We start from the raw sequence: 13628 nt of genomic DNA, 5'->3' as shown, positions 1-13628 counted from the left end.
GAGACGCCGTCGCCCATGCCGTCTAGGCCGTGGCAGGAGAAGCAGGCATGAGCTGCTCCGCCGGCGCCGCCGCTCATCGCGATGGTCCGTCCATCGGCGCTGAGCAGGGCGTCGGTCCGGGGTGGCGCTCGGTCGCAGGCGCTGAGCGCGGCGAGCGCGAGAAGGGAGGAAACGAAACGGCCCACTCGGCCTAAACCCTGCGGAACCGCGACCGTTCCGACGGGTTGAGCCTTCGGGTTTTCGAAGGGGCCTTGGTGATCGGTGGAACCAGGACAGCGAGCGCGGCGATGATCGGCCTGGCCGGCGTGACGCTGGTCGCCTGCGCGGACAAGCCCGTTCCCTCACGCCAACTCACGGGCGCCAATCCTACAGAAGGCCTGCGCGTGATCCAGGCCGAGGGCTGCGGAACCTGTCATCGCATTCCCGGCGTGCAGTGGCCACGCGGCGCGGTCGGCGGGTCGCTGGACAACCTGCAGGCCCAGGCGATGATCGCCGGACGCTTCCCCAATCGTCCGGACGTCATGGTCGCCTGGCTTCGAGATGCGCCGGCCATGGCTCCAGACACCGCTATGCCCGCCTCCCGCCTGACCCAGGATCAAGCCCGCGACGTGGCGGCCTACCTCTATTCGCTCGATGCAGACTGAAGCGCCGCCCGCACACGAGAGCCTGAAGGGTTGGCCCCCGCCGGCGCTGGATCCAGCCGGGCCGTTCGCCGCGCCGTTGAACAGCCTGACCTGGGGCCTGCTGGCCATGACCGCCGCCGTGCTGACGATCGTGGTCGTCGCCCTGGCCCTGGCGCTCTTCGCACCACGAGCCTGGCGCAAGCGCCTGGGCGGCGAACGCCTCGTCTGGATCGCCGGGATCGCCTTTCCCGTCGTGGTCTTGAGCGCCCTGCTGATCTGGGGCCTTTCGCTGACCCATCGCCTGAGTGAGCCGCCCCGCCCCGGAGAACTGCGCGTTCGCGTCACCGGCGAGATGTGGTGGTGGCGGGTCGGCTATCTCGACGCGGCCGGCCGCGAGGCCTTCCAGGACGCCAACGAGATCCATATCCCCGCCGGCCGTCCCGTGGCGCTGGAACTGGAGTCGACCGATGTCATCCACAGCCTCTGGATCCCGCGGCTGAACGGCAAGCTCGACATGATCCCCGGTCGCCGCAACATCCTGCGCATCCAGGCCGACCAGCCCGGCGCGTACGGCGCCCAGTGCGCGGAGTTCTGCGGCGGTCCGCACGCCCTGATGGCGTTGGTCGTCGTCGCCCACGCCCCGGCCGACTACGAGACCTGGAAAGCCAGGCAAGCCGCCCCTGCCGTCGCTTCACCGGCCCATGCCGGTAAGGCCGTGTTCGACCGCGCCGGCTGCGGCGCCTGCCACGCGATCCGAGGAACCGACGCCAACGGCCTGGCGGGCCCGGACCTCACCCATGTGGGATCCAGGCGCACCCTCGGCGCGGGCGTGCTGCCCAACAACCAGGGAACCCTCGCCGGCTGGATCGGCGACAGCCAGGCGATCAAGCCCGGCAACCGGATGCCGGCCTATCCGGTACTGAGCGGACAGGAACTGCGCGACGTCTCCGCCTATCTGGAGAGCCTGAAGTGAGCGGCCCTCCCACGCCGTCGGAGACCGGATTCGACACCGCCCTCTACGAGCGTTTTCCGACCAAGGGGCGACGGCCGAAGGGCGAGTTGGAGCAACTGGAAGCGATCTGGTGCGCGCCCAAGGGCTGGCAATGGATCACCGTCATCAACAACAACTATGTCGGCGTCTACTACGTCGGCGCGGCCATGCTGTTCTTCGTGCTGGCCGGAGTGCTGGCGCTCCTGATGCGCACGCAGCTGGCCCTGCCGATGCAGGGCGTGCTGGCCCAGGAAACCTACAACCAGATCTTCACCATGCACGGCACGGTGATGATGTTCCTGTTCGCGGTGCCGGCGGTCGAGGCGCTGGGCGTGCTGCTGCTGCCGCAGATGCTGGGCGCGCGCGACCTGCCCTTCCCGCGCCTGTCGGCCTATGCCTTCTGGGCGTATCTGATCGGCGGTCTGGCCTTCTTCTGCTCGCTGTTCTTCGGCCTGGCGCCGAACGGCGGCTGGTTCATGTATCCGCCCCTGACTTCGACCACCTACTCGCCGGGGATCAACGCCGACTTCTGGCTGCTGGGCATCGGCTTCATCGAGATTTCGGCCATCGCCGGGGCCATCGAGATCATCGTCGGCGTCCTGAAGACCCGCGCCCCGGGCATGACGCTGGACAAGCTGCCGGTGTTCGCCTGGGCCATGCTGGTGTTCGCCGGCATGATCATCATCGCCTTCCCCTCGGTGATCCTGGCCACCACCCTGCTGGAGCTGGAGCGCGCCCTTGGCTGGCCGTTCTTCGACGCTGCGCGCGGCGGCGATCCGATGCTGTGGCAGCACCTCTTCTGGTTCTTCGGCCACCCGGAGGTCTACATCATCTTCCTGCCGGCGGCCGGGGCGATGTCGACCATCGTGCCGGCCGTGGCCCGTACGCCGCTGGTCGGTCATTGGCTGGTGGTGCTGGCCTTCCTGGCCACAGGCTTCATCAGCTTCGGGGTTTGGGCCCACCACATGTTCACGACCGGCCTGCCGGGCGTGTCGGTCGGGATGTTCTCGGCCGCCTCAATGGCCGTCAGCCTGCCGGCCGGCGTGCAGGTGTTTTCCTGGATCGCCACGGTCGCTTCGGGCCGGATGAAGTTCAATGCGCCGGGGCTCTTCGTGCTCGGTTCGCTGCTGATCTTCGTGATGGGCGGGCTGACGGGCGTGATGGCGGCCATGGTTCCCTTCGACTGGCAGGCCCACGACACCTATTTCATCGTCGCCCACCTGCACTACGTGCTGATCGGCGGGATGGTCTTTCCGCTGTTCGCCGCGATTTACTACTGGACACCGATGGTCTCCGCCCGCCCGCTGAGCGAACGCCTGGGCCGCTGGACCTTCGGGCTGATGTTCGCCGGCATGCACCTGGCCTTCCTGCCCATGCATCTGACCGGCCTCATGGGGATGCCCAGGCGAGTCTACACCTACGCGGCCGGCCGCGACTGGGAGTGGCCAAACCTCATCTCCAGCATCGGCGCCTTCGTCTTCGCCGCCGGCGTGCTGATCTGGCTGATCGACATGATCCGCAACTTCCGCCCCTTCGGCGCCAGCGAGGCCGGCAACGTCTATGACGGCGGCGGACTGGAATGGCTGCCGGCGGGCCTCTACTCGACACGCAGCATTCCGGTGGTGACGTCGCTCTATCCGCTCTGGGACCAGAAGAACCTCGCCCGCGACGTCGCCGCCGGGCGCTACTTCCTGCCCGGCGCGCCCACGGGCGGCCGCGAGACCCTCGTGACCAGCCCGGTCAACGCCGAGCCTCAGCATCTGCTGCGAATGCCCGTCCCATCCGGCTGGCATGTCTGGGCGGCGGCATTCACCGCCGGCTTTTTCCTGCTGCTGACGGTGCAGGCTTACGCCGCCTCGGTGCTGAGCGGCGTTCTGGCCATCCTCTGCGTGCTGCGCTGGTGCTGGTTCCTCGACCATCCCCGGCCGCGGCAGAGGGTCGACGTCGGCGCAGGGATCGAGCTGCCGACCTATGCCAGCGGACCGTCGAGCACCGGCTGGTGGGCCATGGTCGTGACCCTGGTGGTCGGGGGCATGGTGCTGGCGATGTCGGTGTTCTCCTACGTCTTCCTGTGGAGCCGCAATCCCGACACCTGGCGACCGCCGCCCGACACCGCCTCGCTGGCCGTCGCGACGGCATCGGCCATCGGCGGCGGCGCGCTTGCCCTGCTGGCCAGACGCCAGCTCGCGCGACCGTGGCTGGCCACAGCCATGGTTTTGGCCGGGGGGGCTCTGCTGGCGCTAGCCTTCGGCGTCGATCTGTCGTCGTGGCGCGCGACCGGCCTCGCGCCGAAGGCCAGCGCTCAGGGCGCGATCGTCCACGCCATCCTGGCCTGGCAGGCCTTCTTCGTCGCCGTCGCGGCGATCATGGCGCTCTATGTGCTGATGCGACGGCTGTACGGCTATGTGGGCCCCGACCGGCCAGCGACCATCGAGGTTGTCGGCCTGTTTTTGGCCTATACCGCCGGCCAGGGCCTCGTCGGGCTCGGCGTCACGCGCCTCTTCCCCGCAGGCCTTACGTGAACACCTGGCTTTCCCTGCTGGGCGGTCTTGTGCTGTGGGCGGCGCACTTCCTGGCCGCCTATGCGATCGCCAGTCTGGCCGACATATCCCCGCCCGAGCACCAGACGCCGCTCACCTGGCTTCTAGCCGGCGTGACGCTCGCCTGCGTCCTGGCCGCAGTCGCCTTGGCCGTTCGCGCCTGGCGCGCCTGCAGACGACCTGGCCTTGGCGGAGTGTTCGCCCATCGCCTGTCGGCCCTGGCCTCGACCCTCGCCGCCATCGCTATCGTCTGGCAATCGGCGCCGTTCCTCTGGCGCTATTGAGGGCGTCTGATTTCGCCGTCCTCCAGCCCTCGGCAGTCCTAAACCCGCGGTCCATCGACATACGTTCTGCCATCTGGCCCTAATTGATGGTCAGAGAATCCCCCATCAACTGACGTTGGCGCACCTCCAGGAACAGGACGTTCGTCCCCGCCGTCCGAGGCGCCCCGCTGTGCGCTGGCTCTGTCGTCCAAGGCTGCGGTAACGGCGCCGACAACTTTCCGCGCTCCTTCCTGCACCGCTTCTTGCGTTCCCTGCTGCGGCCAATCAAGGTCTCGCCAGATTGAATGAAGTGGATTAGCGGCGTGACGGAAATCGCTGACGACATTGCGGCGGTCGCCTCGATCGACGTCGTTCCAAGGATTTTGGACAATGTCTGCCGGTTGACCGGAATGGGTTATGCCGTGGTCGCCAGGGTCACGCGTGAGCGATGGGTTGCCTGCGCGGTGGCCGACCACATTAACTTCGGCCTTCCTGTTGGCGGAGAACTCAGTGTCGAGACGACGCTTTGCAGCGAAATCCGTGACCATCACCAATCAGTCCTGATCAGCCACGTCGCTGAGGATGCGCAATACGCAAACCATCCCACGCCCGCGATGTACGGCCTGCAAAGCTACATCGCTGTCCCAATCTTCTGCCAAGGGCAGTTCTTCGGGACCCTGTGCGCCATTGATCCCGCGCCGGCGCCGCTGGCTGAACGGAACGCCCAGGAGACCTTTGAACTCTTCGCGCAGCTGATTGGCGCCCAGCTCGACGCTTGCCGTCAACTGGCGTCCAGCGAAGCGGCCCTGACCGACGAGCGCGCTGGTTCCGTGCTGCGGGAACAGTTCATCGCCGTGCTCGGACATGACCTCCGAAACCCGCTGGCAGCGGTCGAAGGCGGGGTTCGGCTGCTGCGGAAGGATCCAACTGGCCCACGCAGCGGCTGGATCCTCGGGGAGATGGAGGCCAGCACGACGCGCATGGCGGGGTTGATCTCCGACGTCATGGACTTTGCCCGAGCGCGCTTGGGCGGCGGCTTCAATGTAGACCTCTCTCTGGACAGCGAGGTAGGCCCAGCCCTTCTGGATGTGGTGTCCGAACTAAGGACAGCTCACCCCGACCGGGTCATCGAAGCCGACATCACTGTCCCCGGAGCGATTCCAGCCGACCGCCAGAGGCTGGCCCAGCTTCTGTCGAACCTAGTGGCCAACGCCCTGACCCACGGCGCCAAAGACGGCCCTGTGGCCGTCAAGGCCGCGATACACGACGCCACGTTCGAACTCTCGGTCTCGAACCAGGGCCTGCCCATTCCGAGTGGAACCTTGGCGCGCCTTTTCCAGCCGTTCGAACGCGCGTCGGCTACGCCAACCCAACAGGGGCTCGGCTTGGGGCTCTACATCGCGTCGGAGATTGCGCGAGCCCACGAGGCGACGCTGACAGCCACCTCGAGTCCGGAAGAGACCCGGTTCACTTTGCGCATGCCGATCCATAGCTGATCGGCGGGGCGCCGCTCGCCATCCGATAAGTGAGCCGCATGAAGCGCCGGTACGGGCGATGCGGAGCTCCGCCATGTGAGGCGGCCAAGCGCCATGAGCAGTCGTTGGAATGGCTCCAGGAACACGACCTTCCCTGACTTGCGCTATTGGCGGCGTGCGCCTGAATATTGTCCCCTCAAACCAGCATAGACTGCTGGGCGAAAATACCGGCCATTGCGCCCTGCCAGACCGCTGTGGTGACCGAGGGAATTCCGGGGTTGGCGAGGTCGCCGGCGGCGTAGACGCCGGGCATACTGGTTTCGCGACGCTCGTCGGTCTTGAGGGCGATGCCGGTCGACGTATCGACCGTGGCCAGGCTCAGCGAGTCATGCAGACTTGCGGACGGCTTGGTACGCGGATGGGCGAACAGGATGTCGACCACGGCATCGGCGCCGGTGTCGAGCTTGACGGTGGCGCCATGGTCGCCATGACGGGCGATCCCGGTGATCCGGCCATCGACGACAGGCGTGTTACGGCGCGCCAAGTCTGCGCGGACGTCGGGAGGAATGTCGTGGCCATCGGCGAAGACCGTCAGGCGGTCGGTCCAATCGTCAAACAGCTTGACCTGATTCATTGACTGCGGACCCGACCAGACAAGGCCCCAATGCTGGCCTGCAACCTCGAAGCCGTCGCAATAGGGGCACGGGATGACGGATGCGCCCCAGTTTTCGGCGAAGCCCGGAACATCCGGCATCTGGTCCACAACGCCATAGCTCAGGATCAGGCGGCGCGCGCCAAGGCTTTCGCCATCGCCAGTGAGGACGGAGAAGTTATCGATGGCGCCGGTGATGCTGTCTGCGCGGGCGTTGAGCAGCGTGATCGTGGGATAGCGCGCGAGCTGCTGGCGCGCCTCGGCCCAGATGTCTGACGGGGGCTTGTGATCGTGACCGAGCACACCGTGCGAGCGGCCCGCAAAGCGGTTACGCCGCTGGCCGGTATCGAGAACCGTGACCTTTCGGCGGGCGCGGCCAAGCTGCAGGGCGGCGGCGAGACCAGCAAAGCTGCCGCCGATGATGATGACGTCTTCCATGTTGATAGGCTCCGCGTGCGAATGGTTGAAGTTGGCCTGCAGGCCGGATACGCCGCCGACCGATGCGCCCGTCAGGACACGCTCCAGCCCCCGCCCAGGGCCTGGAAGGACCGGATCGCCGCGCGCGCCGCCTCGGTCCGGGCCTGAGCGCGGGCGTCGCGTACGGCAAGGAGCCGGGCGTCGGCGTCCAGCACCTCGACCAGACTGACCGCGCCGGCCTCGTAGGCGACCTGCGAGGCCGTGCGGGCCCTGGCCAGGGAGGCCTCTCCGCTGGACAAGGCGCGCGCCTGGTCCTCGCGCTTGACCAGGCTGACGAAGGCGTTCTCGACATCCTCGCTCGCCCGCAGCACGGCCTGCTGATAGGCCGCCAAAGCCTCGGCCTTACGCCCGTGCGCGGCCTTGACCTCGGCGCCGACGCGACCGAAGTCGAACAACCGCCAGCGCAGGCCCAGCACGCCTTGCGCCTGGGTCGCCGAGCCCTCGAACAGGGTGGCGCTGCTGGTGGTCGCCGTGCCGACCAGACCGCTCAGTGAAACCTTGGGGAAGTACTGCGAAAGGGCCGAACCCACCTCGGCGTTGCTGGCGCGCAGGCGCTGCTCGGCGACCACCAGGTCGGGCCGGCGACGCAGCAGCCCGGCCGGACCGCCGGCGTCGGTCAGGCCCGGCGCGACGGGGATCGCCGTCGCCGTGACCAGTTCGGCCCGGTAGGTCCCAGGCTGGGCGCCCTGGATCACGTCCATGGCGTTCAGCGCAGCCTCCAGCCCTTCCTCGAGGACGGGTATGCCGGCGCGGGTCTGGGCCAGGGCGCCCTGGGCCTGTTGCAGCTGGAGATCGGCGGCCGCGCCGTGGTCGTACTGAAGCCGCACGGTGTCGACGAGCCTCGCCTGGGTCTCGACCTGGCGGCGGGCGACGGCCAGGCGCTCCTGCAGGCCGCGCACCAGCATGTAGGTGTCGGCCGTCTGGGCGGCGACGGCCAGCCTGGCGGCCGCGACGCCGGCCTTGGCCGCGTCGTAGCGGGCCAGCGCCGCCTCGCGATCGCGGCGGGTTCCGCCGAAGACGTCGAGCTCCCAGCCGGCGACCAGGTCGCCTTCATAGAGGGAGCCGTCGCGATCGAAACCAGGCGTAGCGGCCAGCAGGCGGCCCGTCGGCGTCTGGGTCGAAGCGTGGTTGGCCACGCCTTGGGCCTGGATCGAGGCCGACGGCAGCAACGCCGCCGTCGCCGCGCGGAGCCCGGCGCGCGCTTGGGTCACGCGAGCGGCGGCCTGGGCCAGATCGAGGTTCTGGGCCAAGGCTCTGCCGACCAGCCGGTCGAGGACGGGATCGTTGAAGCCCCGCCACCAGGCGTCGGCCGGCGCCGGGGCCGCCGCGCGAGCCGCCACGGCCGGCTGGGCCATGAAGGCGCTCGCCTGGGGCGCGGGCGGCGCGACATAGTCAGGACCAACGGCGCAGCCCGAAAGGAGAACGGCGCTGGCGGCGCTCAGCAGGGCCGAAAGACGGACGGAGCGCATGGGAGTCTCGCTAAGCGCAAATGGATTGTGACCAATTTCTATAATGGTCACTCGTTTGTCAATCTCCGCGGCCGATGCTAGCCTGCCGGGCATGAACACGACCGACCCCTCCCCGCCTGCGGCGGGCCAGCGCGGCCCCCTCGAACACGGCATTCGCGACCAGATCGTCGATGCGGCGCGGGCCCATTTCAGCCGCTTCGGCTATGGCAAGACCACGGTCGCGGACCTGGCCAAGGCGATCGGCTTCTCCAAGGCCTACATCTACAAGTTCTTCGACTCCAAGCAGGCGATCGGCCAGGCGATCTGCGCCCAGTGCCTGGAGAAGATTATCGAGTCCGGTGACGTCAGCATGGCCGAAGGAAAATCCGCCGCGGAGAAACTGCGTCGATTTTTCAACGGCATAATCGCAAAGAGCGTCGAGCTCATCTTCGAAGAGAAGATGCTCCACGACATCGCCGCGCACGCCGCCGAGGAGCGCTGGCCCCCGGTGACGGCCTATCTCGCCAGTGCGGAAGAACGCCTCAAGGAGATCATTCTCCTGGGCCGCGAGACGGGCGAATTCGAGCGCAAGACGCCGATCGACGAGACGTGCGAAGCCATCCTGCTGGCCATGCTGAGCTTCATGAACCCGCTGATGCTCAAGCACAATCTGGAGGGCCTGCCCGAGGATCCGGCCAAGGTCATCAACCTCGTGCTGCGCAGCCTCGCGCCGTAACGCCCCGCCTTCTTCAACTTGTGACCAGTTGACAATTTGGTCACAAGACACGAGCTTAAGCGCCTTCCGTTCAGGCAGGACCCTTAAGCCATGTCGTCTCGCACCCTTCTTGCCGCCCTGCTGTTGGGCGGTCTGGCGCCTCTGGCCGCCTGCGGCGGCAAAGCCGGCGCGGACGACCCGCGCACCGCGCCGCCGCTCGTTCGTGTCGCCACCGCCGGTCCGGCGGCTGGCGGCGAGCGGCGGTTCAGCGGGGTGGTCACAGCCCGCGTGCAGAGCGACCTGGGCTTCCGGGTCGCCGGCAAGGTGGTGGCGCGCCTCGTAGACGCGGGTCAGACCGTGCGGCGCGGGCAGCCGCTGATGCGGATAGACGCCACCGACTACGCCCTGGCCGTCTCGGCTCAGACCGATCTGGTCGCGGCGGCCCGCGCCGTGGCCGTGCAGACGGCCGCCGACGAGAAGCGCCTTCGCGGACTGGTCGCGGCCGGAGCGATCTCGGCGATCGCCTACGACCAGGCCAAGGCCGCCGCCGACGCCGCCAAGGCCCAACTGGACGCCGCCGAAGCCCAGGCGCGGCTGTCGCGCAACACCGCCGGCTACGCCGTCCTGATCGCCGACGCCGACGGCGTGGTGGTCGAGACCCTGGCCGAGCCCGGTCAGGTGGTGGCCGCGGGCCAGCCGGTCGTTCGCCTGGCCCATGCCGGCCCGCGCGAAGCCACGGTCGCCCTGCCCGAGACCGTCCGCCCCGCTCTCGGCTCCGCGGCCCAGACGTTCGCCTTCGACGGCGACAAGCTCGGCCAGGCCCGGCTTCGCCAGCTCTCCGACGCGGCCGACCCGCGCACCCGCACCTTCGAGGCCAAGTACGTGCTGAGCGGCCCGGCCGCCCAGGCGCCGCTGGGCTCGACCATGGTCGTGGCCCTGCCGGCCCAGCCGGGCGCAGCGACCGCGGGCGTGGAGGCTCCGATCGGCGCGCTCTACGACACCGGCAAGGGCGCGGGCGTCTGGATCGTCAAGCCGGGCGCATCGACGGTGGACTGGCGGCCTGTCCAGGTGGCCGCCGTCGGCGCCGAGACCGTGACCATCACCCACGGCCTGAACGGCGGCGAGCGGTTCGTGGCGCTGGGCGCCCACCTGCTCCACCAGGGCCAGCGCGTCCGCGTCCAAGCTGGAGCGGCGCAATGAACTTCAACCTTTCCGCCCTGGCGGTCCGCGAGCGATCGATCACGCTTTTCCTGATCATCGCCATGACCTTCGCCGGCGCCTTCGCCTTCATGAAGCTGGGCCGGGCAGAAGATCCCAGCTTCTCGATCAAGGTCATGACCATCGTCAGCGCCTGGCCCGGCGCCACCGCCCAGGAGATGCAGGACCAGGTGGCCGAGCCGCTGGAAAAGCGGATGCAGGAGCTGAAGTGGTACGACCGCAGCGAGACCTTCACGCGCCCCGGCCTTGCCTTCACCACCCTGACCCTGAAGGACCAGATCCCGGCCAGGGAGCTGCAGGAGCAGTTCTACCAGACCCGTAAGAAGATGGCCGACGAAGCGCCCAACCTGCCGCGCGGCGTGCTGGGCCCCTTCGTCAATGACGAGTACGGCGACGTCTCCTTCGCGCTTTATGCGCTGAAGGCCAAGGGCGAGCCTCAGCGCCTGCTGGTCCGTCAGGCCGAGATCCTGCGCCAGCGGCTGCTGCATGTGCCCGGCGTCAAGAAGGTCCAGATCGTCGGCGAACAGCCGCAGAAGATCTTCGTGGAATTCAGCCAGGCCCGCCTGGCCACGCTGGGGGTCAGCCCCACCGAAATCCTCTCCGCCCTCAACGCCCGCAACCTCGTCACCCCGGCGGGCGCCATCGAGACGCAAGGCCCGCAGGTGCAGATCCGCCTCGACGGCGCGCTCGACAGCCTGGAGAAGATCAAGGAGACGCCGATCGTGGTCGGCGGCCGCACCCTGAAGCTGTCCGATATCGCGCAGGTCAAGCGCGGCTACGAGGACCCGGCCACCTTCCTGATCCGCAACGGCGGCGAGCCGGCCATCGTGCTGAGCGTGGTGATGAAGGACCGCTTCAACGGCCTGGAGCTGGGCAAGAACCTCGAGAAGGAAGCCAAGGCCATTTCCGCGCAGATGCCGCTGGGCATGAGCTTTTCGAAGATCACCGACCAGGCGGTGAACATCGCCGAGGCCTATGACGAGTTCATGCTGAAGTTCTTCGTGGCCCTGGCCGTGGTCATCGTGGTCAGCCTGATCAGCCTGGGCTTCCGGGTCGGCGTGGTGGTGGCCATGGCCGTGCCGCTGACCCTGGCCGGCGTCTTCGTCATCATGCTGGTCACCGGCCGAGACTTCGACCGCATCACCCTGGGCGCGCTGATCCTGTCGCTAGGCCTTCTGGTCGACGACGCCATCATCATCATCGAGACGATCGTGGTGAAGATGGAAGAGGGCAAGGACCGGATCTCGGCGGCGACCTATGCCTGGGGCCACACCGCCGCCCCGATGCTGGCCGGCACCCTGGTGACCATCATCGGCCTGATGCCGGTGGGCTTCGCCAAGTCCACCGCTGGCGAATACGCCGGCAACATCTTCTGGGTGGTGGCCTTCGCCCTGATCACCTCGTGGTTCGTGGCGGTGATCTTCACGCCTTATCTGGGCGTCCTGATGATCCCCAAGATCAAGCCGATCGAGGGCGGCCACGGGGCGATCTACGACACCCCGCGCTACCGCAAGCTTCGCGCGATGGTCACCTGGACGGTGGAGAACCGCTTCAAGGTCGCGGCCGGCGTCGGCGCGGCCATGGTGGTCGCGGTCCTGATGATGGGCGCGATCAAGCAGCAGTTCTTCCCCGGATCGGACCGCCCCGAGGTGCTGATCGAGGTGCAGATGCCCGAGGGGCAAAGCATCGGCTCCACCAGCCAGGCCGTGGCCAAGGTCGAGACGTGGCTGGCCAAACAGCCCGAGGCCCAAATCGTCACCAGCTACATTGGCCAGGGCGCGCCGCGCTTCTTCCTAGCCATTTCGCCCGAGCTTCCGGACCCGTCCTTCGCCAAGATTGTGGTGCTGACGCCAAACGAGAAGGCGCGCGACGCCCTCAAGAAGCGTTTCCGCCAGTTTGCGGCGGAGGGCGCGGTTCCGGGCGCAAGGCTGCGCGCCACCCAGATCGTGTTCGGCCCGCCCTCCCCCTTCCCGGTGGCCTTCCGGGTCATGGGACCGAACGCCGACCGCGTCCGCGAGATCGCCGAACAGGTCAAGGGCGTCATGCTGACCAACCAAGGCATGCGTCAGGTCAACACCGACTGGGGCGAGCGCGTGCCGACCGTCAATTTCGTGCTCGACCAGGACCGCCTGCGCGCCTTCGGCCTAAGCTCCGCCGACGCCTCCCAGCAGCTGCAGTTCCTGCTCAGCGGCGTCCCTGTAACCCAGGTGCGCGAGGACATCCGTTCGGTGGAAGTCGTCGCCCGGACCAGCGGCCAGGATCGTCTGGATCCGGCCAGGCTCGGCGCCTTCACCCTGGTCGGCGCGGCGGGCGAGCGCATTCCGCTCGACCAGATCGGCAGGGCCCAGATCCGCATGGAGGATCCGATCCTGCGCCGCCGCGACCGCCTGACCACGATCACCGTGCGCGGCGACATCGACGAGCGCCTGCAGCCGCCGGACGTCTCGGTTCAGGTCCAGAAGGAACTGCAGCCGATCATCAAGACTCTCCCGACGGGCTACAGGATCGAGATGGCCGGCTCCATCGAGGAAGCGGGCAAGGCCAACGCCGCCCTGGCGGTCGTCTTCCCGCTGATGTTCATCCTGATGATGGTGGTGATCATCTTCCAGGTCCGGTCGCTGTCGGCGATGTTCATGGTGCTGCTGACCGCGCCGCTGGCCCTGGTGGGGGTGGCCCCCACTCTGCTGATCTTCCAGCAGCCGTTCGGGTTCAACGCGATCCTGGGCCTGATCGCCCTGGCCGGCATCATCATGCGCAACAGCCTGATCCTGATCGGCCAGATCCAGATCAACCAGGGAGAGGGTCTGGATCCCTTCCACGCCGTCATCGAAGCCACGGTGCAGCGAGCCCGGCCGGTCATCCTGACGGCGCTGGCGGCGGTGTTCGCCTTCATGCCCCTGACCCTTTCGGTGTTCTGGTCCTCGATGGCCTACACGCTGATCGGCGGCACGATCGGCGGCACCATCCTGACGCTCGTCTTCCTGCCGGCGCTCTACGCCATGTGGTTCAAGATCAAGACCTCACCGAGCAAGAGCGCTCCTCAGGCGGCCGCCGGGCCAACAGCCCTGGTCCCGTAGCGGCCGGGCGGCCGGCCGAATGTTCGTCCATCTCCTATCCCTGGACGAGCAGCTTGGACCGGCCGCCGCACCGCGCCATCACCGGACATTCGTATCACTCCAAGAACCCGACCTTCGCATATTTGGCGTGCTGGCTCCTCGCCCGCCGT

General features: G+C 67.9%; 10 protein-coding genes. 8 read left to right on the top strand and 2 right to left on the bottom strand.

Annotated features, from left to right (window positions below; all coding sequences use genetic code 11):
• Positions 1–287 precede the first annotated feature (287 nt).
• The 5 genes from C1707_RS15280 to C1707_RS15260 all read left to right on the top strand — a co-directional run bounded on the left by C1707_RS15280 (position 288) and on the right by C1707_RS15260 (position 5913).
• On the top strand, positions 288–644 hold the full coding sequence (locus tag C1707_RS15280; protein WP_101712161.1) for a c-type cytochrome: 357 nt from the start codon (positions 288–290) through the stop codon (positions 642–644).
• Positions 634–1596, top strand: coding sequence for a cytochrome c oxidase subunit II (gene coxB, locus C1707_RS15275; protein WP_101712160.1), 963 nt, complete (start codon positions 634–636; stop codon positions 1594–1596). Before C1707_RS15280 ends, coxB begins: the two co-directional genes overlap by 11 nt.
• A complete protein-coding gene (locus C1707_RS15270) occupies positions 1593–4136 on the top strand; it encodes a cbb3-type cytochrome c oxidase subunit I (protein WP_101712159.1) in 2544 nt (847 codons plus the stop codon). Before coxB ends, C1707_RS15270 begins: the two co-directional genes overlap by 4 nt.
• Entirely contained in the window at positions 4133–4438 is a 306-nt protein-coding gene (locus tag C1707_RS15265; RefSeq protein ID WP_101712158.1) for a hypothetical protein, read from the top strand. The genes C1707_RS15270 and C1707_RS15265 overlap by 4 nt, the downstream gene beginning before the upstream one ends.
• A 284-nt stretch (positions 4439–4722) precedes the next feature.
• On the top strand, positions 4723–5913 hold the full coding sequence (locus C1707_RS15260; RefSeq protein ID WP_101712157.1) for a GAF domain-containing sensor histidine kinase: 1191 nt from the start codon (positions 4723–4725) through the stop codon (positions 5911–5913).
• A 175-nt stretch (positions 5914–6088) separates the two neighbouring features.
• Here C1707_RS15260 and C1707_RS15255 read toward each other — a convergent pair whose 3' ends face one another.
• Positions 6089–6982: an NAD(P)/FAD-dependent oxidoreductase gene (locus tag C1707_RS15255; protein WP_101712156.1), complete on the bottom strand. Its 894-nt coding sequence runs from the start codon at positions 6980–6982 to the stop codon at positions 6089–6091.
• A 71-nt stretch (positions 6983–7053) separates the two neighbouring features.
• On the bottom strand, positions 7054–8490 hold the full coding sequence (locus C1707_RS15250) for an efflux transporter outer membrane subunit (protein ID WP_101712155.1): 1437 nt from the start codon (positions 8488–8490) through the stop codon (positions 7054–7056).
• A gap of 91 nt (positions 8491–8581) precedes the next feature.
• On the opposite strand from C1707_RS15250, the gene C1707_RS15245 reads away from it, so the two are divergent.
• From C1707_RS15245 to C1707_RS15235, 3 genes are all read left to right on the top strand, one after another.
• Positions 8582–9205 (top strand): TetR/AcrR family transcriptional regulator, encoded by a 624-nt coding sequence (locus C1707_RS15245; RefSeq protein ID WP_101712154.1) that lies wholly within the window; start codon positions 8582–8584, stop codon positions 9203–9205.
• A gap of 90 nt (positions 9206–9295) precedes the next feature.
• Positions 9296–10384, top strand: a complete 1089-nt coding sequence (locus C1707_RS15240; protein ID WP_101712153.1) for an efflux RND transporter periplasmic adaptor subunit — start codon at positions 9296–9298, stop codon at positions 10382–10384.
• A complete protein-coding gene (locus tag C1707_RS15235) occupies positions 10381–13479 on the top strand; it encodes an efflux RND transporter permease subunit (protein WP_101712152.1) in 3099 nt (1032 codons plus the stop codon). The genes C1707_RS15240 and C1707_RS15235 overlap by 4 nt, the downstream gene beginning before the upstream one ends.
• Positions 13480–13628 lie beyond the last annotated feature (149 nt).

This window comes from Caulobacter flavus, from assembly GCF_003722335.1.
GTDB classification, from domain to species: Bacteria; Pseudomonadota; Alphaproteobacteria; order Caulobacterales; family Caulobacteraceae; genus Caulobacter; species Caulobacter flavus.
The sequence above is the reverse complement of the archived record's forward strand: the minus strand, read 5'-3'. Positions and strand labels throughout refer to the sequence as shown.